Source organism: Candidatus Allofournierella merdipullorum, from assembly GCF_048426865.1.
Taxonomy (GTDB): domain Bacteria; phylum Bacillota; class Clostridia; order Oscillospirales; family Ruminococcaceae; genus Allofournierella_A; species Allofournierella_A merdipullorum.
In genome coordinates this window covers 33,158-51,775 of sequence record NZ_DBFNWJ010000035.1, presented here as the reverse complement: position 1 = coordinate 51,775, position 18,618 = coordinate 33,158, and the positions used below count along the sequence as shown (strand labels likewise).

The 18,618-nt window shown below is 64.1% G+C and carries 14 protein-coding genes; 5 read left to right on the top strand and 9 right to left on the bottom strand.

The genetic code is table 11. The annotated features are described in order from the left end of the window. Window positions 1-6 precede the first annotated feature (6 nt). The 8 genes from ACMNAY_RS05915 to ACMNAY_RS05880 form a co-directional block, all read right to left on the bottom strand. Window positions 7-2,301, bottom strand: coding sequence for a glycoside hydrolase family 3 C-terminal domain-containing protein (locus ACMNAY_RS05915; RefSeq protein WP_418718762.1), 2,295 nt, complete (start codon window positions 2,299-2,301; stop codon window positions 7-9). 4 nt (window positions 2,302-2,305) lie between these two features. Further along, window positions 2,306-4,504, bottom strand: coding sequence for a glycoside hydrolase family 3 N-terminal domain-containing protein (locus ACMNAY_RS05910; protein WP_418718761.1), 2,199 nt, complete (start codon window positions 4,502-4,504; stop codon window positions 2,306-2,308). Next, window positions 4,491-6,422 (bottom strand): hypothetical protein, encoded by a 1,932-nt coding sequence (locus tag ACMNAY_RS05905; protein WP_418718760.1) that lies wholly within the window; start codon window positions 6,420-6,422, stop codon window positions 4,491-4,493. The genes ACMNAY_RS05910 and ACMNAY_RS05905 overlap by 14 nt, the downstream gene beginning before the upstream one ends. Further along, window positions 6,419-7,378 (bottom strand): hypothetical protein, encoded by a 960-nt coding sequence (locus ACMNAY_RS05900; RefSeq protein ID WP_418718759.1) that lies wholly within the window; start codon window positions 7,376-7,378, stop codon window positions 6,419-6,421. Before ACMNAY_RS05900 ends, ACMNAY_RS05905 begins: the two co-directional genes overlap by 4 nt. A 91-nt stretch (window positions 7,379-7,469) precedes the next feature. Beyond that, window positions 7,470-8,330 (bottom strand): helix-turn-helix transcriptional regulator, encoded by an 861-nt coding sequence (locus ACMNAY_RS05895; RefSeq protein WP_394968157.1) that lies wholly within the window; start codon window positions 8,328-8,330, stop codon window positions 7,470-7,472. Between the two features lie 157 nt (window positions 8,331-8,487). Then, entirely contained in the window at window positions 8,488-8,643 is a 156-nt protein-coding gene (rd, locus tag ACMNAY_RS05890) for a rubredoxin (protein ID WP_330057992.1), read from the bottom strand. A gap of 105 nt (window positions 8,644-8,748) precedes the next feature. After that, window positions 8,749-9,270, bottom strand: a complete 522-nt coding sequence (locus ACMNAY_RS05885) for a nitroreductase (RefSeq protein ID WP_418718758.1) — start codon at window positions 9,268-9,270, stop codon at window positions 8,749-8,751. Between the two features lie 28 nt (window positions 9,271-9,298). Further along, window positions 9,299-10,006 (bottom strand): FadR/GntR family transcriptional regulator, encoded by a 708-nt coding sequence (locus ACMNAY_RS05880; RefSeq protein ID WP_418718757.1) that lies wholly within the window; start codon window positions 10,004-10,006, stop codon window positions 9,299-9,301. Between the two features lie 213 nt (window positions 10,007-10,219). Here ACMNAY_RS05880 and hypB point away from each other — a divergent pair, with 213 nt between their 5' ends. From hypB to ACMNAY_RS05860, 4 genes are read left to right on the top strand one after another with little or no spacing between them, the layout of a single operon-like run. Further along, window positions 10,220-10,918: a hydrogenase nickel incorporation protein HypB gene (gene hypB / locus ACMNAY_RS05875; RefSeq protein WP_418718777.1), complete on the top strand. Its 699-nt coding sequence runs from the start codon at window positions 10,220-10,222 to the stop codon at window positions 10,916-10,918. Continuing rightward, complete coding sequence (locus tag ACMNAY_RS05870) at window positions 10,911-13,667, top strand: FAD-dependent oxidoreductase (RefSeq protein ID WP_418718756.1); 2,757 nt, start codon at window positions 10,911-10,913, stop codon at window positions 13,665-13,667. The genes hypB and ACMNAY_RS05870 overlap by 8 nt, the downstream gene beginning before the upstream one ends. A 5-nt stretch (window positions 13,668-13,672) precedes the next feature. After that, a complete protein-coding gene (locus ACMNAY_RS05865) occupies window positions 13,673-14,044 on the top strand; it encodes a hydrogenase maturation nickel metallochaperone HypA (protein ID WP_418718755.1) in 372 nt (123 codons plus the stop codon). Window positions 14,045-14,057: 13 nt separating this feature from the next. After that, on the top strand, window positions 14,058-15,095 hold the full coding sequence (locus ACMNAY_RS05860; RefSeq protein WP_418718754.1) for a DUF5692 family protein: 1,038 nt from the start codon (window positions 14,058-14,060) through the stop codon (window positions 15,093-15,095). A gap of 79 nt (window positions 15,096-15,174) precedes the next feature. Here the strand turns inward: ACMNAY_RS05860 and ACMNAY_RS05855 are convergent, their stop codons facing one another. Further along, window positions 15,175-15,765, bottom strand: coding sequence for a TetR-like C-terminal domain-containing protein (locus ACMNAY_RS05855; RefSeq protein ID WP_418718753.1), 591 nt, complete (start codon window positions 15,763-15,765; stop codon window positions 15,175-15,177). A gap of 229 nt (window positions 15,766-15,994) precedes the next feature. On the opposite strand from ACMNAY_RS05855, the gene ACMNAY_RS05850 reads away from it, so the two are divergent. After that, complete coding sequence (locus tag ACMNAY_RS05850) at window positions 15,995-18,565, top strand: YhgE/Pip family protein (protein ID WP_418718752.1); 2,571 nt, start codon at window positions 15,995-15,997, stop codon at window positions 18,563-18,565. Window positions 18,566-18,618: the final 53 nt, after the last annotated feature.

Sequence of the window (18,618 nt, the reverse complement as noted above, 5' to 3'; positions counted from 1 at the left end):
AAAGCCTCAAACGGTCTGCAGCGCTTTCTGGTTGCACTCCGCGATGAGGCGGTCCATGATGTCGTTGTTGAGGATGTTGTCACTGAGAAGGGTGACCATCCGCAGGGGCAGGTCGTTCACCCGCTCTTTCGCCTGCTCGCTCTCGTCGAAGAGGGGCAGTTCCAGCACACGGGGGTTGCCGCTGGCCTTGAGGATGCTGCGGATCTCGCCGTACATCTCCTGGCCGGCCTGGCAGGCCCGCAGCTCGCCGATGGTGGACCAGCCGGTGATCTCCCGCCGCTTGATGCGCGCCGGATGATACTGCACCGGAGCTTCGCACCGCACGTCCCGGCTGGAAGAAGCGGCCAGCACCTTGTACTCGCCTTCCGGCGCGTACCACTCGCCCAGCTCCATGTCGTAGTAGGCAAAATCCCGCCGGGTGAGGGTGAACTCCACCGTTTTGCTTTCGCCCGGCTGCAAAAAGACTTTTTCAAAGCCCCGCAGTTCCTTTTCCGGGCGCAGCACCGCGCCCTTCGGGGCGGCCACATAGAGCTGCACCACCTCGGCGCCGGCACGGCTGCCGGTGTTGGTCACGGTAACGCGGGCGGTGAGGGTGTCGTCATCGCCCATGTGTTCGGCGCTCAGGGTCATTTCACCATACCCAAAGGTGGTGTAGGACAGGCCGTGGCCGAAGCAGAACAGCGGGTCGATGTGTTTGACGTCGTAGTAGCGGTAGCCCACGAACACGCCCTCCTGATACTCCACGCGGCCGCCCTGGCCGGGGTAATTCAAGTAGGAGGGATTGTTCTCCAGGGCCTTCGGGAAGGTCACCGGCAGCTTGCCGCTGGGGTTGACCTCGCCGTAGAGGATGTTCGCCAGCGCGCCGCCCAGGGCCTGACCGCCCAGGAAACACTCCACGATGGCGGCGGCGTCCTTCTCCCAGGGCATCTCCACCGGGGAGCCGTTGCACAGCACCACCACGGTGTTCTTCTGGGCCGCCAGCACCCGCCGGATGAGTTCGTCGTGGTAGGCGGGGATCTTCATGTCCTTGCGGTCCTTGCCCTCGGCCTCCACGCCGGCGGGCAGGCCGGCAAACACCAGCGCCACGTCCGCCTCGGCAGCCAGCCGCTCGGCTTCGGCCAGCAGGGCCGCCTGCTCTTCGGGGTCGCGGCTGCAGCCCTTGCCGTAGAGCACCTGGCCCTCGGCCTTTTCCTGGATCTTCTCCAGCGGCACATCGTGGCGGGTGGGGTTCACCAGAGCGCTGCCGTCCATCTGGAAGCGGGGCTCGGTGGCAAACTCGCCCAGCACAGCGATTTTTGTGCCGGCGGAAAGGGGCAGAATATTGCCCTCGTTCTTCAGAAGGATGACGCACTGCTCGGCCAGCTGCCGCACAAAGTCGTGGTGGGCCGGCTCGTTCCAGGTGGCGTTCGGGTCACGGTTGGCCTCGCTTTGCAGCACGGCGCAGAGGATGCGGCGGCAGGACTCGTCCACCTCTTCCTCGGTGACGGTGCCGTCGGCAAGGCCCTGACGGATGCGCTCCTCGCCCACGCCGTGGCTGCAGGGCATCTCCAAATCCAGGCCCGCGGCCAGAGCCTTGGCCCGGTCGTTGACGCCGTTCCAGTCGGACATCACGAAGCCCTCGTAGCCCCACTCGTCCCGCAGAATGTCCTGCAGAAGGGTGCTGTTTTCGGAGCAGTAGTCGCCGTTGACCTTGTTCAGGGCGGTCATCACCGACCAGGGTTTTGCCTCCTTGATGGGGCGCTCGAAGGCGGCGAGGTAGATTTCACGCAGGGTGCGCTCGTCCATCACCGCGTCGATGTACTCCCGGTCCTTTTCCTGGTTGTTGGCGGCGAAGTGCTTGATGCAGGTGCCCACGCCGGTGCTCTGCACGCCCTTTATGTAAGCCGCCGCCATCTCGCCGGTCAGGCGGGGGTCCTCGGAATAATACTCGAAGTTGCGCCCGCACAGCGGGGTGCGCACGATGTTGATGGCCGGCCCCAGCAGGATGTCCACCCCGGCGGCTTTGGCTTCCACGCCCAGGTGGCGGCCCGCCTCGCGGATGAGGTCCTTATCCCAGGAAGAGGCCATGCCCGGGCCGGACACATAGGCCACGGCGGGCTGGCTCTTGTTCCAGCCCATGTGGTCGGAGATGCCCACCTGCTTGCGCAGGCCGTAGGGGCCGTCCGCCACCTCCATGGAGCTGACCCCCAGGCGGGGGAAGGGCTGGGTGACCCAGAAGTTTTTGCCGGTCAGCAGCGACAGCTTTTCGTCCAGCGTGAGCTGAGCCACCAGCTGCTGCGCTTTTTCACTGTATTCGTTCATCCTCTCACTCCTGCACGCCGGCGGTGAGCGTAAAGCCGGCCTTGTTCTGTTTTGCGCTGCGGCTGTCCAGCCCGATCATCACATCGAAGCCGCCCGCCTCCGAGGCCCACACGCCCCGGGCGGTGTAAAAACGCAGCATGGGTTCGTCGATGGCAAAGGATACCTCCGCCTGCTGTCCGGGCTCCAGCCACACCTGTTTGACGCCCCGCAGCTCCTGCACCGGGCGGGAGAGGGATGCACAGCGGTCCCGCAAGTAAAGCTGCACCGTCTCCCGGGCGGGGAGGCTGCCCTCGTTGCGCACCGTCACCGTGGCGGTGAGGGTCTCGCCGGGGGCCAGGTTTTCTCCGCTCATCTTCACCGGGCCGCAGACGCAGCGGCCGTAGGTCAGGCCGTAGCCGAAGGGATAGAGCGGGGCGTTGGGGCCGTCCAGATATTTGGACTGGAAGTGCTCGTCCGAACCTTCCACAAAGGGGCGGCCGGTGGGCAGTTCGTTGTAGTAGACGGGGATCTGGCCGGTGTGCCAGGGGAAGCTCATGGTCAGCTTGCCGCCGGGCACTTCATCGCCTGCCAGCAGGTCGGCCAGTGCGCGGCCGCCCTCGCTGCCGGGGGCCCAGCCCTCCAGAATGGCGTTCATATGCTCGTCGTACCAGTTCAGCAGCAGCGGCCGGCCGTTGGTGAGCACCAGAACGGTGGGCTTGCCGGTGGCGGCCACCGCCTCGGCCAGCGCCTTCTGGCAATCCGGGATGGTGATGTTCAGCCGGCTGCAGGCCTCGCCGCTCATCTGGTCGTCCTCGCCCAGGGCAAGCACCGCCACGTCGGCGGCCTTTGCCGCGGCCACGGCCCGCTCAATGCCGCCCTCGATGGGCTGCTGCACGCCGCTGCCCTCTTCCACGGTGAAATCAAAGCCCTTTTCCCGCAGGCCGGTGGCCAGAGTGGCCACCTCCGCTTTGCGGGTGGAACAGCACCAGCAGCCGAAGAGGTCGCTGCTGTCGGCAAAGGGGCCGATGAGGGCCAGTTTCTTGTCTTTTGCCAGCGGCAGCACGCCGTCGTTTTTCAAAAGCACCGCCGAACGGGCCGCCAGGGTGCGGCTCTGGGCCAGATGCTCCGGAGTGTAGACGGTGGAGTCGATCTCCTCCTCCCGCAGGAAGCGGTAGGGATCGTCCATCACGCCCAGCTCGTACTTGGCGGTGAGGATGCGCCGCACCGCGGCGTCCACCTGCTCCATGGTGATGCGGCCCGCTTTGAGCAGCGCTTCGCCGTGGCGGCGGAAGTAGTTGGTGGTCATCTCGATGTCCAGGGTGGCGGCCAGCGCCTTTTCGGCGGCGTCCGCCTCGTCCTCGGCCACGCCGTGCTCCATCAGCTCCATAACGGCGGCGTAGTCGGAGACCACCACTCCGTCGAAGCCCAGCTCGCCCCGTAGCACGCCCTCCACCAGCGGGCGGTTGGCCACGGCGGGCACGCCGTTGACCACGTTGAAGGCGGTCATCACCGACTTGACGCCGGCTTTGACGCCCGCCGCAAAGGGCGGCAGGTAGGTGTTGTGCAGCGCGGAGTCGCTGAATTCCACGGTGTTGTAGTCACGCCCGGCTTCTGCCGCGGCGTAGCCCAGGTAGTGCTTGAGGCAGGCCATCACGCCGCCGTCCTCCTGCATGCCCTTGACCAGCGCCGCCGACACCCGGCTGCCCCACCAGGGGTCCTCGCCGGCGGTCTCGGCCACCCGGCCCCAGCGGGGGTCATGGGGGATGTCCACCATGGGGGAGAAGATGTAGTCAATGCCGCAGCAGGCGGCCTCGCGGGCGCTGGTGGCCGCCGCCTGACGGATGAGTTCCTCGTCAAAGCAGCAGGACCAGGCCAGCGGAATGGGGAAAATCGTTTCGAAGCCGTGGATGACGTCCAGGCAGAAGAGCAGCGGGATGCCCAGGCGGCTCTCGTTCACGGCGATGTCCTGGAAATGGCGGATGCGCTTTGCCAGGTCGTGGGGTTCGCCCACCTGCATCATCGAGCCGATCTGGCCCGCCCGCAGCAACTCCTCCACTGGCTCTTTGACCTGGGTGGTGCCCACGGTGGTGATGTCCGCCCCGATGGACTGGTACATCTGGCCGAACTTCTCGGCAGTGGTCATTTTTGCCAGCAGTTCCTCCACCGCTTCGGGGATGGTCTGGCCGGGACGCCGCGCGGTGCGGCAGGGTTTATTCTTCTCCATCGGGCTGCTCCTTTCTCTTGCGGCCGGTCAGCGCAAAGGCCACGATGGCCGCTACCAGCGCCAACGCCGCAACGCCCACGGCCACATAGGGCAGCACAGAGGCGTCCGCCGTCTCCGGCTGGGTCTCGGGCTGGGGTTCCTCGGCATCCTCGCTTTCCGCGCCCACGCCGCCGGGGGCGGGCGCGCCGGTGAGCTGTACGCCGTCCAGCACAAAGCTCTCCTGATCGCTGCTCAGCGAGAAGCTGGCGCCGGGGGCCAGGCCGATCTGGGCTTCCAGGGTGGTGTAGTCCTTGCTGGCGGCAAGGTCCAGCGCGAACTGCTGGCTGCCGCTGCGCAGGGTGAGCACACTGTCCTCATCGCAGCGGTAGGTGATGGAGATCACCTCGCCGCCGCGGCTGGAATCGTAGGCCACTTCGCCGCCGGAAAGGCCGGTGACGCAAGCGCCCCGGGAGGCGTCTTCATCCTCCTGCGCCTGGGCGGTACCGGTGAGGCGGGCGTATTCCGCCTGCATGTCCTCCAAGAGCAGCACCTGGTCGATGCGCAGGCCTGCCGCGTTCTCCGCCTGCAGGGTGAGGTCGTAGTCTTCCACCACCGTCAGCAGCACGCCCAGCTCGGTGTAGTCGCTGCTGGCGGGCAGGGTAACAGTCTTTTTCAGCTGGCCGCCGGAGTAGAGGCCCAGCTCAGCGTCCTTGTCGGCGCGGTAACGGATGACCAGCTGCTGCACCGGCGGGCACTCGGTGAAGGTGAGGCCGTCTTCCGCGGCGGGCAGCTCCACCACCCAGCCGTTCAGGGAAGAGGCGTCCTCCACCGATTTCGCTCCGTTTTCCGGCAGGCCCTCGGCGGCGGGCATGGTGTCGCGGGTGGGATACTCCAGCGACCAGTCCATCACCGTGGGGGGATTGCCTTCCTCTTTAAAGAGGTTGTAGCCGAAGTACAGGATGCCCCGCACCTCGGGGTAGTTCTGCTGATAGAACTCCACCATGGCCCGCATGGCCTTGCGCTTGGCGGCCACGTCGGCCACAAGGCCCGCGGTCTGGTTGGTGGCCTCGCCGCCGTTGTACTCCATGGTGTGGAAGCCGCACTCGATGACCACCGGCGCGTCGCCGTACTGGCTGCGGTAGGTCTCCATGGAGATGCGCAGCCGGTCCGCGTTGATGAGGGTGGCGTCGTCATCCTCCGCGGTGGGGATCTTCCCTTCCGGATAGCTGTAATTGTTGATGAAGTAGCCGTCCGCGCCGGCGGAGGCGTAGCTGGGGATGTCGTAGGTGTTGTCCCAGCCGTAGAACACGCTCAGGAACATCTTGGCGTCCTCAAAGCCGCAGGCCGCCGTCTCCTCGCGCATCAGCCGCACGATCTCCTCGGCGTAGGTGACCTGGTTTTTCTTGGAGGTCTCGGAATTGACCCCGCCCAGGTTCGCCTGCACCGTGCCGTCGTCCACCGGCATGTTCAAAGCGAAGTAGGCCACCTGATCCCGGTTTTCCGGCTTGCTGACGAACTGCACCAGCGCCCGGTGGCTCTCCATCACCTTGGCCGCGTCCTCTTTGGTGAAGGCGAAGTTCTCCGCGTCGTAGGACTCGATACGCACCACCGCGCGCATATCCAGCCGCTTGAGTTCGTTGAACAGGTGGGTCTTGTACTCGTCGCTGCCCGCGTCATCGAAGTTTTCCAAACCGTAGATGGTCACGGTGTTGATGTGGTAACGCTCGCTCATCCGCTCCAGCTCACGGGTGATCCACTCGTTTGTGTTCTCGGTGCGCTGCAGCTCAAAGGTGGCGCCGTTCCAGAAGGTCTCGGGGTCGGCACTCTCGGCGTAGGGGGTCATCACGCCGGTGGCCCCTTCGTCCGCCGCCATCACGCCGGTGGCCGCGCCGGCCGCCATGAGCAGGGTCAATGCCAGGGAGATGATCTTTCGTTTCATACGGCATCCTCCTCGGGATAGCGCAGCGCCCAGTCCATGACTGCCGGCGGCTCGCCCTCCTCTTTATAAAGGTTATATCCGAAGTACAGGTAACCCCGGAACTCCGGCACGGTCTCGTAAAAATCCAGCGTGGCGCGGATGGCCTGCTCCTTCGAGGGCCGGTCGCCCACAAGGCCCGCCGTCTGGCCGGGCCACTGGCCGTGGTTGTATTCCAGTGTGTGGAAGCCGAACTCCACGATCAGCGGCATGCCCGGATACTGGCTGCGGTATTTTTCCACCGCCACCGAAAGCCGCCGGCGGTTGATAAGCTCCTCATCGGTGCAGGGCAGCGTGGGCGCGTGGAGGTGCTGGGCGGGGTAGCTGTAGTTGTTGAGGAAGTAGCCGTCCGCGCCGGCAGCGGCGTAGCTGGGCACGTCGTAGGTGTTGTCCCAGCCGTAGAACACGCTCAAATAGAGCTTTGCGGTGGAAAAACCCCGGCGGTGGGTCTCCATGCGCATGGCGCTCACCAGCGACGCGGCGTATTCCACCTGGCGGTGGCGGCAGTCCGGAGAATTGACCCCACCCAGCGGTTCGGTGACCCGGCCGTCATCCACCGGCATATTCAAGGCGAAATAGGCCACACGGGAGCGGTGGTCCGGCGTACAGACCCAGTCCAGCAGGGCCTGATAACGGCTCAGCACATCGGGCACGTCCTCCTGGGCAGAAAAAGAAAACCCGGCGCCGTAGTCCTCGATCCGGACGACTGCCTGCATCTGCAAGCGGTCCAGCGTGGCGAACAGGATTTCCCAGCTCGCGCGCACATGCTCCAGCCCGTAAAAATTCACGGTGTTGAAGCCGTCCCGCTTCATCTGCTCCAGCAGGCCGCACAGATCGGCCTGCTTCGAGGCATTCTCGTCCAGCGCGAGGGTCGCGCCGAGTTTCATCTCACAGGGGTTTCTCGGGGATTTGCAGTTCATGTCAGCGCCTCCGTATTCCGGCGTTTTTGCTATAATTGCCTTTGTTCCAAAGTCAATTATAGTGACATTCACATTTCCAATCTATCCCGATTTATGCTTGCTTGTCCTCAAATATTGACTTTTGATATTCCCGCGGCGACATGCCCGTGTGGGCCTTGAACACCCGGTTGAAGGTCTTCACACTGGAAAAACCGGTGGCCTCGGCGATCTGGGTCACGTTCATCCGCCGCTCAGCCAGAAGCCGCTGCACCCGTCCCACACGGTAGGCGGTGAGGTACTCCATAAAGGTGGTACCGGTGAACCGCTTGAAAAAGCGGGCGAAGTAGCTGGTGGTGAAGCCCAGCTCGTCGGCGGCGTCCTGCAGGTCGATGTGCTGGGAGAAATTGCGCTCCACATACAAAAAGGCCTTTTCCAGATTGGCCAGCATGGCCGCCTGGGCGCTTTTTTCCTGGGTGTCCCGCTGCTGGGCGTCCTGCTCAAAGCCGTTCGCCAGCAGCACCACCAGATCGTACAGCCGCGCACGCACGCTGAGGTTTCGCCCCAGCTGGGTGGTGTCGTTGAGTTCGATGAGCCGCAGAAAGATGCTCTGCACCTCCTGCTGATGGCGCTCGTTCCACTGGGTGCTCACCCGGCTGATGCCCTTCATCTTTTTCTGGATGAGGCGCAGCTCTTCGCCGTCCTCAAACAGTTCCGGGGCGAACATCACCACCACCCGCTCGTGATCGTAGGTCTGGAAGTAGGAGTGGGTGTCGCCCCCGAGGATGACCGCCATGTCCCCCGGGCCGAGGGTATAGAGCACATCGTTGATGACCATCTTCACGCTGCCGGTGCGCACAAAGACCAGTTCCGTCTCCTTGTGCCAGTGGTTGGGGACCAATGCGCCCTCCCGGTCGTAAAACAGGACATAGGGAATGGTCTTTTCGGTCTGGTTGAGCAAAAAAGCGGTGCTCACGATGCATTCTCCCCCTCTCTTTTTGATTTCTCTGTGAATATTTTATCACCCGCGCCCGGCGCATGCAACCGCCGCCCCGGCGCACAAAAGCAGGAAAAAGGCGGACGCGCCCCCTTTTTATGGGGCTGCGTCCGCCTTTGCGGTCTGTGAAAATATTTTACTGCTGCTCGAACATGTCCTTGCCCACACCGCACAGGGGGCAGACATAGTCCTCGGGCACATCGGCCCAGGCGGTGCCGGGTGCCACGCCGTTGTCCGGGTCGCCGGCCGCCTCGTCGTAGATAAAGCCGCAGACAGTGCAAACATACTTCATAGCGCATCGCTCCTTTTTGGGTTTCACGGCCCGCCGGGCGGGCTCATGCCCTTATTGTATGTAAAGAAGCGTCATTCTTCCGTTGCCGGGGCAACATTTTGAAAATCAGCGGATGTAGTGCACATAATCCGGCTTGCGGGGCGCGGCGGGCTTCGGTTCCCCATCGGCATAGCCCAGGATGCAGTGGCCGATGCCCTCCCAGTCGCCTTCGATGCCCAGTTCCTTCAGGATGGCCTTGCCCTCTTCGCTCTCGAACTCCTCCTTGGCCCGGTGGATCCAGCAGCTGGCAAGACCCTCGGCGTGAGCGGCCAGCATCAGGTTGCCCATCACCAGGCTGCCGTCGTAGACGTAGGTGGGGGCGGCTTTGTTCGCCAGCACCACCAGCACCACCGGCGCGCCGTAGAAGGGGTCGCCGGAGGAGCCCATGATCTCGGCGTTCATGGCCGAGAGCTTATCCCGCATGGCCTTGTTGGTGATGGCCAGGATGATGGGGCTCTGGCGGTTCATGCCGGTGGCGGCGTACTGCCCGGCGGTGAGGATGCGCTCCAGCGCGTCCTGGGGCACGGGGTCCGGTTTGTAGCTGCGCACACTGCGGCGGGTCAGAATGGCATTGAGAACTTCGTTCATCGTATCTCCCCCTTTTCTTTTTATTATATCACTCATTGTAAATCTGCTGGCCGCCCTCGATGGCCTCCCCCAGATAGGTGTCGATCCAGCGGCGCAGCTGCTGCTCGTCCCGGTTTTTCAGGTGAGTATAGAGCAGTTCCGTGTTGCGGCAGAGAGCCTCGATGCCGTAGCGGCGGCAAAAGCGCACCCACAGCACGATGACCGGCGCGCGGAAGGAGTAATAGAACAAGGGCAGAATGCTGTTGCCGGTGATGAGGGCCAGCTCATGCTGAAACTCGAAGGCCCGCTCCGCCGCCTGCAGGGGTGTCTGCGCTCCCGCGATGCGGGCCACAAGGTCGCCCAGGCGGTCGATGTCTTCGTCGGTGGCGTTGCGCAAAATCAATCCCACCGCCATATGCTCCAGCGCCCGGCGCACCTCCAGAATGGAGCGTATCTCCTCCCGGCCCAGGGTGCCGCCGTTGTACTCCATGATGGCGATGAGGGTGCTCAGGTTTCCGTTGCGCCGGTAGTCCGCCACAAAGGTGCCCTGCCGCGGGCGCACCTCCACAAATCCCTGGGCCGCCAGTTCCGCCAGACCGCCGTTCACCACCGCCCGGCTTACCTGCATTTGTTGCGCAAGTTCCCGCTCCGGCGGCAGCGCCGTGCCCTCGGGCAGTTCCCCCGAAAGGATCATTCCCTGTATCTGCTTGACGAACAAATCTTTCAGACTGGGGGCCGACAGTTTCTCAAATTCCACAGCGCCTTCCTCCTCGTATTGGTCATACCACATACCACGCCCTTATTTTACCATGCAAATGGCTGAACGCCAAGAGCCTTTTTTGCACAGTATTCCGAAAAAATCGGCATCTATTGACCTTTTCCGCAGGGTAATGTTATTCTTTTAACGTTCGGCTGGGGCCGATATTTATTTCTGGCCCGACCACTGATACGACCATGGAGTGTGAGAGAATTGGAATCCTTTAAAATTCTTGAGATTCGCCAGAGCGTGTTTGCCTCCAACGACGAAGAGGCGGCGAAACTGCGGGCGGAACTGAAGGAGAAGGGCGTGTTCCTTCTGAACCTGATGTCCAGCCCCGGCTCGGGCAAAACCACCACCCTGACCCGCACCATCGAGGCGCTGAAAGACGAGATGAAAATCGGCGTGATGGAGGCGGACATCGACTCGGACGTGGACGCCCGCACCATCTCGGCGGCGGGGGCAAAGGCCATCCAGCTGCACACCGGCGGCATGTGCCATCTGGACGCGGGCATGACCCGCCAGGGCCTGGAGGGTCTGGGCACCGGGGACGTGGAACTGGCCATTCTGGAGAATGTGGGCAATCTGGTCTGCCCTGCCGAGTTCGACACCGGCGCTGTGAAGAACGCCATGATTTTGTCCGTGCCCGAAGGACACGACAAGCCCCTCAAATACCCGCTGATGTTCCAGGTGTGCGACGTGGTGCTGGTGAACAAGATGGACGTTCTGCCCTACTTCAATTTTGACCTGGAAAAATGCACCGAGTATGTGAAGATGCGCAATCCCAAGGCGCAGGTCATCCCCATCTGCGCCGCCACCGGCGAAGGGATGGACGCCTGGTACGACTGGCTGCGCCGGGAAGTGCGCGCCTGGCGGGGCGAAGAAACGGAAAAGGAGAACGGCCATGAGTGAGACCCATTTTCCCCTGGACGAAAGCAAGCTGTCCTTTGAAATTCCCCGGGATGAGCAGCCCCGGGAGAAGATACTGAAACTTGGGCGGAAAATCACCGACCGCATCCCCGCCAAATTGAAGGGCGTGACCGGCGACGACCCGGAATACTGGGGCCTGGCGGGCCTTGTGACCGACGAGATGGCCGACGTGGCCCTCAAGATGGAGGTCCGCAAGCCCATGACCCTGCCCCAGCTGGTGAAGGCCACCGGCAAGAGCGCCGAGGAACTGGAGCCGCTGCTCTATCAGATGAGCTACATCGGCCTTTTGGAATACAACTGGGAGAACGAGCGGCACGAAAAGCAGTACGTTCTGCCCATGTTCGTGCCGGGAAGCGCCGAGTTCTTCAACATGCAGAAGCATCAAATTGATGAGCACCCGGAGGTGACCGCCTTCTTTGAGCGGATGACCTTCCTGCCCCTGGAGCACATCCCCGCCATGGTGCCGCCGGGAGGCGCGGGCATCGGCATGCACGTCATCCCGGTGGAGAAGGCCATCGAGACCGAGAACCAGTCGGTGGACATCGAGCACATCAGCCACTGGCTGAAAAAGTACGACGGCAAGTACGCCGCCAGCCCCTGCAGCTGCCGCATGAGCCGGGCAAAGCTGGGCGAGGGCTGCGGCGACGACCCGGAGGACTGGTGCATCGGCGTGGGCGACATGGCGGACTACCTGGTGGAGACCCACAAGGGCCACTATGTGGACTACGACGAGGTGCTGCGCATTCTGAAGCGGGCCGAGGACAACGGCTTTGTGCACCAGATCACCAACATCGACGGCGAGAACAAAATTTTCGCCATCTGCAACTGCAACGTGAACGTCTGCAACGCTTTGCGGCTGAGCCAGATGTTCAACACCCCCAACCTGGGCCGCTCGGCCTATGTGGCCCATGTGACCACCGAGAACTGCGTGGCCTGCGGCCGCTGCGTGGAGTTCTGCCCCGCGGGCGCGGTGAAGCTGGGCCAGAAGCTGTGCACCAAGGACGGCCCGGTGGAGTACCCCCGGATGGAGGACCCTGCCGTGACCCCCTGGGGCCCGGAGAAGTGGACGGTGGACTACCGGGACAAGAACCGGGTCAACTGCCACGACACCGGCACCGCCCCCTGCAAGACCGCCTGCCCCGCCCACATCGCGGTGCAGGGCTATCTGAAGATGGCGGCCCAGGGGCGCTACACCGAGGCGCTGGCCCTCATCAAGAAGGAGAACCCCTTCCCCGCCGTCTGCGGCCGGGTGTGCAACCGCCGCTGTGAGGACGCCTGCACCCGCGGCAACGTGGACTCCGCGGTGGCCATCGACGCGGTGAAAAAGTTCATCGCCCAGAAGGACCTGGACGCCGCCACCCGCTACATCCCGCCCATCGTGCCCGCCAGCACCGGCGAGGGCTTCAGCGAGAAAATCGCCATCATCGGCGCGGGCCCCGCGGGCCTTTCCTGTGCCTTCTACCTGGCGGAAAAGGGCTACAAGCCCACCGTGTTCGAGAAGAACGCCCGGCCCGGCGGCATGCTGGTGTACGGCATCCCCTCCTACAAGCTGGAAAAAGACGTGGTGGACGCCGAGATCGACGTCATCCGCGCCATGGGCGTGGACATCCGCTGCGGCGTGGAAGTGGGCAAAGACGCGACCCTGGACCAGCTGCGTGCCGAAGGCTACAAGGCCTTCTACATCGCCATCGGCTGCCAGGGCGGCCGCAAGGCCGGCGTGCCCGGCGAGGACGCCGAGGGCGTGTTCACCGCGGTGGATTTCCTTCACGCGGTGGCAGAGAACGAGCACACCCCGGCGGCCAAGCGCACCGTGGTCATCGGCGGCGGCAACGTGGCCATCGACGCGGCCCGCAGCGCCCGCCGCTGCGGCGCGGAGGAAGTTTCCATGTTCTGCCTGGAGGCCAAAGACGCCATGCCCGCCGACCCAGAGGAAGTGGCGGAGGCCCAGGCCGAGCAGGTGCAGCTGCACTGCGGCTGGGGCCCCAAGGAAATTCTCACCGAGAACGGCAAGGTCACCGGCGTGGTGTTCAAGCGGTGCGTTTCGGTGCTGAACGCCGAGGGCCGCTTCGCCCCCGTTTACAACGATGCCGACACCATGACCGTGGCCTGCGAGCAGGTCATCCTGAGCATCGGCCAGAGCATCCTCTGGGGCAATTTGCTGGAGGGCAGCAAGGTGGAGCTGGCCGGCGGCGGGCGCGCCGCGGCGGACGCCCTCACCTACCAGACCGCCCAGCCCGACGTGTTCGTGGGCGGCGACGTGTACACCGGTCCCGGCTTTGCCATCGAGGCCATTGCCGCCGGCAAGGAGGGCGCGGTGTCCATCCATCGCTTCGTCCAGCCGGACACCAGCCTCACCATCGGCCGCAACCGGCGGGACTTCATCCAGCTGGATAAAGACAACCTCTTCCTCACCGGTTACGACAGCGCCGCCCGCCAGGAGGCCGCGGCCCCCGCGCCGGGCCTCTCCTTCCGGGACACCCACGGCACCCTCACCGAGGAACAGGTCAAGACCGAGACCGCCCGCTGCCTTGGCTGCGGCGCGTCGGTGGTGGACCCGAACAAGTGCATCGGCTGCGGCATCTGCACCACCAAGTGCGAGTTTGACGCCATCCATCTTTCCCGCGATCTGCCCGAGTGCAGCACCATGGTGCGCACCGAGGACAAGTTCAAGGCCATCCTGCCCTACATGGTCAAGCGGGGCCTGCGGCTGAAATTCGGCAAGAAAGGCTGAGCGCCATGCACGAACTGGGCATCGTATTCCACATCATCAAAACGGTGGAGACCGCCGGGCGGGAAAACGGCATCAAGCGGGTGAAGGCCGTGACGCTGGAGCTGGGCGAAGTGTCCGGCGTGATGGGCGACTACCTCCAGGACTGCTGGAAGTGGGCCGCCGCCCGCTCGGAGATGCTGGACGGGGCAGAACTGCGGGTGGAAACCATTCCCGCCCGCACCCTGTGCGAAGCCTGCGGCGAAGTGTATGAAACACTGGCCCACGGGCGCACCTGCCCCGCCTGCGGCAGCGGCCGCACCCATCTTATTCAAGGCAACGAAATGCTCATCCGGGACATTGCGGTCCCGGACGAGCCGCAAAACACTGCATCAAAATAGAGGAGGATTCATCATGTTGTTTCAAATCTACGGCGAAAACGCCGGCTGGCAGCTGCTGGGCTGGCTGCTGGTGTTCGCGGGGCTGGTGCTGGCCAATGAGGTGGCCCGCCGCACGCCCCAGGGCGGCATCTTCTGCTTTCTCATTCTGCCCGCCGGGCTGACCGCCTATTTCATCTCCATCTATGTGGGCGCGGCCATGGGGGCCGAGTGGGCGCTGAACAATCCCACCTACACCCACATGAACAGCTGGTTCCACTACGCCAAGCTCTACGCCGCCACCGCCGGATGCATCGGCTTCATGATGCTGAAATACAAGTGGGGCGTGGGCAAGGCCCACTGGTTCAAGGCCTTCCCCTTTGTCATCGTGGCCATCAACATCCTCATCGCCGTGGGCAGCGACTTTGAGTCCGGCATCCGGGGCGCCATGGCCCTGGCCGCCACCGGCGAGCGTTGGTGGCTGTCCAGCGAGAACGTCTGGCTCTACGGCGGCTGGTGGAACTGGGTGAACGGCATCGCCGGCATCCTGAACATCCTGTGCATGACCGGCTGGTGGGGCATCTACACCTCCAAAAAGGGCGAGGACATGCTCTGGCCGGACATGACCATCCTCTACATCATCGCCTACGATTTGTGGAACTTTGAGTACACCTACAACAACCTGCCCACCCACGCCTGGTACTGCGGCCTGGCCCTGCTGCTGGCCCCCACCTTCGCCAACGCGCTGTGGAACAAGGGCGGCTGGATCCAGAACCGTGCCAACACTCTGGCCCTGTGGTGCATGTTCGCCCAGGTGTTCCCCCTGTTCCAGGACGCCAGCGTGTTCAGCACCCTGCCGGTGCTCTACGCCGACGGCGTGATGGATCCCACCGTGCGGCCCACCGCCGCCGACCCCACCATGCAGGGCGTGATCGCCATTCTGGCGCTGGCCGCTAACGTCATCGTGCTGGCCATCATCATCAAGCGCGCCGTGCAGCAGAAAAAGAACCCCTACAAAAACGAGATCTTCTCCGACACCCGCGATTTCCGCCAGGCAATGGCGCGCGCGGAGTGATATTCTTCTCCCCCATTAAGGGAAAACGCCCCACGGGGCCGTCTTTGGCGGCTTCGCGGGGCGTTTTCCTTGTTCGGGTTCATTCCTCCGGCACAGGCTGGGCAAGGCCGTGGGTCATCATGTTGCGTATCATCCGGTGGGTCAGCCGCGCCATCTCCCGGGGCGGCTCGGCGCAGCCGCCCGCAAGCCAGTGCTTGATGAGACCCACCGCGCCGGTGGTGCAGAAGGCAAAGCCATAATCGATGCTGCTGCGCCGCTCGGGAAAGTCCTCCCGCAGCTTTTGCAGCACGTTCTCCTCCATCATCCGCTCGATGCGGTGCAGAAAGGCCATGTCCCCGTTGGGACCCACCAGGGCGGCACAGATCTCCCGGTTGTCGTAGAGGATGGAAAACACTTCTTCAATGAAGGCAAGGCCCTCCTGCTCAAAGGAGCTCATCGGGTGGGTGTGCACCGCCGCGTATATCTCGTCGAACAGCTCCTGTTCCACCGCCGCCAGCAGATCGAAGATATCGCTGTAGTGCAGATAGAAGGTGGAGCGGTTGATGTCCGCCAGGTCCACCAGCTCCTTCACCGTTATCTCGCTGGCGCTCTTTTGCTGCATCAGCTGCGCCAGCGCCCGCCGTATCTGCCGGCGGGTGCGCCGGATGCGCCGGTCCTTCGTTTCGTCCATGGCCTCTCCTTTTTGCCTGCAGGGCAAATTGTAAATCTTTTTTGAATGTTCAACAGTTCCTCATCATCGTGTCGATTAAACATCATTTCGGTGAAAAATCAACGGTTGAGTGTTTTTCTCCCTTTCAGTATAATTCTCCTCACGGAAAAAGCAATACCGCGACGAAAAATCAACACTGTGTTGCTTTTCGCAAGATTGCACAGGAGGAAAGGGTGCGAAATTTCAGGTCATGCTGAAAAACGAATGGAAAGCTCTGCGGAGCAACTGGATCATGCTGGTGGTGATGGTGGCCGTTGTGGCCATTCCCACCATCTACACCACGCTGTTTCTCGGGTCCATGTGGGACCCCTACGGCAGCGTGGACCGTCTGCCGGTGGCTGTGGTGAACGAGGACCAGCCGGTGGAATACAACGGCGAGACGCTGTCCATCGGCAGCGAGCTGGCCGACAACCTGCGGGAGGACGGCTCCCTCGATTTTCATTTTGTGGACGCGGACGACGCCCAAAAGGGCCTTGCGGACGGCACCTATTACATGGTCATCACCATCCCCAAGGACTTTTCCGCCAACGCGGCCACCGTCACCGAACCGTCGCCCAAGGCCATGGAGCTGGGCTACGAGACGAACCCCGGCACCAACTACATCGCCTCCAAGCTGGGCGAGAGCGCCATGGCCAAAATTGAGGCCGAGGTGCGTGAGAGCGTGACCCAGACCTACGCCGAGACCATGCTGGAACAGCTGGCGGACATCGGCGACGGGCTGCAGGAAGGGGCCGACGGCGCGGCGGAACTGGAACAAGGCGCGGCCGATCTGGCCGAGGGCGGCCGGACCATCCGGGATAACCTCAAGCTCCTGGCGGACAGCACCCTCACCTTCCGCAATGGCAGCACCCAGCTCACCGAGGGCCTTGCCAAGTACACCGCCGGCGTGGACGCGGCGGCCCAGGGCGCGGCCAAACTGAAAGAGGGCGCCGGGCAGTTGGCGCAGGGCGTGGGCCAGTTAGGCGACGCGGCCCCCGCGCTGGTGGACGGCGCGGGCAAGCTGGGCCAGGGTGCCAAGGATCTGGCGGCGGGCGTGGACAGCGCCAAGACCGGCGGCGACACCCTTGCCGCCGGGGCCGCCCAGGTGGACGACAAACTCACCGAGCTGAACAATGGCCTTGCCCAGCTGCAATCCCAGACCGCCGCACTGCCGGACAGCGCTGCGGCGCTGGACGCGGGCGCCCAGCTGGCCCAGTCGGGCGCGGCGGCTCTGCAAACCGGGCTGGAGAGCGCCTCTGCCGGAGCTGCTGCCGCCCGGGAGGGCGCGGCTCAGCTGAACGGCGGGCTGCAAACGCTGTCGGGCAATTCCGCTGCCCTCAACGAAGGGGCCGCGGCGCTGGCACAGGGCATCGACGCGCTGGCCGCCCAGCCCCTTCCCCCGGAGCTGGCCGCAGCTCTGACCCAACTGCAGCAGGGAGCGGCCGGTCTTCAACAGAACCTCAGCGCTTACACCGCCGGGGTGGACACGGCAGCCGCCGGAGCCGCGGCGCTGAACGACGCGAGCACCGGCCTGCCCGCCCTTGCGGACGGCCTTAGCCAGATGGCGGGCAAGTCCGCTGAGCTCACCGGCGGCCTCACCACGCTTCAGCAGGGCACCGCCACCCTCGCCCAGCAGGCTCCCCAGCTGGTGCAGGGCATCGACCTGGCGGCGCAGGGCGGCCAGAAATTGCAGCAGGAGGGCACCAGCGTGGTGCGCCAGGGCGCGCAGGATTTGAGCGGCGGCCTTGCCCAACTGGCCGGAGGCAGCGCGGCGCTGCAGACCGGGCTGGGCGACCTTTCCGCCAAGCTGCCCGCCCTCACCGACGGGCTCACCCGGCTGCAGACCGGCGTGGGCGAACTGGAAAAGGGCGCCGGCCAGCTGGCGGACGGCACCGGCGAGCTGCAAAAGAACAGCGCGGCGCTGAACAGCGGCGCGGCGGCTCTGGCCAGCGGCGCGAGCCAGATCGGCGACGGCGCTTCCAAGCTCTATGAGGGCAGCGGCGAACTGACCGACGGTCTTGACAAGATGAAAGACGGCTCCGCCACGCTGGGCGCTTCCCTTGCGGACGGCGCGCAGCAAATTGCCGAGACCAACACCGGCAAAGAGGTGGCCGATATGATCGCCGCCCCGGTGAATGCCGAGGAGGCCAAACTCACCGAAGTGCCGGACAACGGCCACGCCATGGCCCCCTACATGATGTCGGTGGCGCTGTGGGTAGGGTGCATCGCCTTCAGCCTGATGTACCCCCTCACCGAGTATCATGGCGAGATGAAGAGCGGCGCGGCCTGGTGGCTGAGCAAAGCCTCTGTGCTCTACCCTGTGGCGCTGCTGCAGGCGGTGGTGATGGTGGGCGCGCTCCACGCGCTGGACGGTTTTGCCCCCGCGCGGATGGGCCAGACTCTGCTCATCGCCTGCCTTGCGTCGGTGACCTTCATGTCGGTGATGTACTTCTTCACCAGCCTGCTGGGCCGCATCGGCAGCTTCTTGATGCTGGTGTTCATGGTGGTGCAGCTGGCCGGTTCGGTGGGCACCTACCCGCTGGAAATTTCCGGTTCCTTTGTGAAGTATCTCCATGACTGGGTGCCCTTCACCTACACCGTCAAGGCCTTCCGCAGCGCCATCTGCGCAGGGCAGGACGTGAGCGGCTGCGCCGTGTATCTGGCGGTGTGGGCCCTGGTGTTCACCCTGCTCACCCTGGTGGTGTTCACGGTGCGGGCAAAGCACATCCGTGCCGGCAGACCCACCCTCACCCCCTGGCTGGAACGCCATCGGCTGGCGTAACGCAAACATAGAAAAGCCCCGCCCCCGCCCGGCATTGCGCCGGGCAGAGGCGG

Coding starts and splice junctions, on each gene's coding strand:
- ACMNAY_RS05915 (WP_418718762.1), bottom strand. CDS start 2,301: ATGAACGAATACAGTGAAAAAGCGCAGCAGCTGGTGGCTCAGCTCACG.
- ACMNAY_RS05910 (WP_418718761.1), bottom strand. CDS start 4,504: ATGGAGAAGAATAAACCCTGCCGCACCGCGCGGCGTCCCGGCCAGACC.
- ACMNAY_RS05905 (WP_418718760.1), bottom strand. CDS start 6,422: ATGAAACGAAAGATCATCTCCCTGGCATTGACCCTGCTCATGGCGGCC.
- ACMNAY_RS05900 (WP_418718759.1), bottom strand. CDS start 7,378: ATGAACTGCAAATCCCCGAGAAACCCCTGTGAGATGAAACTCGGCGCG.
- rd (WP_330057992.1), bottom strand. CDS start 8,643: ATGAAGTATGTTTGCACTGTCTGCGGCTTTATCTACGACGAGGCGGCC.
- ACMNAY_RS05885 (WP_418718758.1), bottom strand. CDS start 9,270: ATGAACGAAGTTCTCAATGCCATTCTGACCCGCCGCAGTGTGCGCAGC.
- ACMNAY_RS05870 (WP_418718756.1), top strand. CDS start 10,911: ATGAGTGAGACCCATTTTCCCCTGGACGAAAGCAAGCTGTCCTTTGAA.
- ACMNAY_RS05865 (WP_418718755.1), top strand. CDS start 13,673: ATGCACGAACTGGGCATCGTATTCCACATCATCAAAACGGTGGAGACC.
- ACMNAY_RS05860 (WP_418718754.1), top strand. CDS start 14,058: ATGTTGTTTCAAATCTACGGCGAAAACGCCGGCTGGCAGCTGCTGGGC.
- ACMNAY_RS05855 (WP_418718753.1), bottom strand. CDS start 15,765: ATGGACGAAACGAAGGACCGGCGCATCCGGCGCACCCGCCGGCAGATA.
- ACMNAY_RS05850 (WP_418718752.1), top strand. CDS start 15,995: ATGCTGAAAAACGAATGGAAAGCTCTGCGGAGCAACTGGATCATGCTG.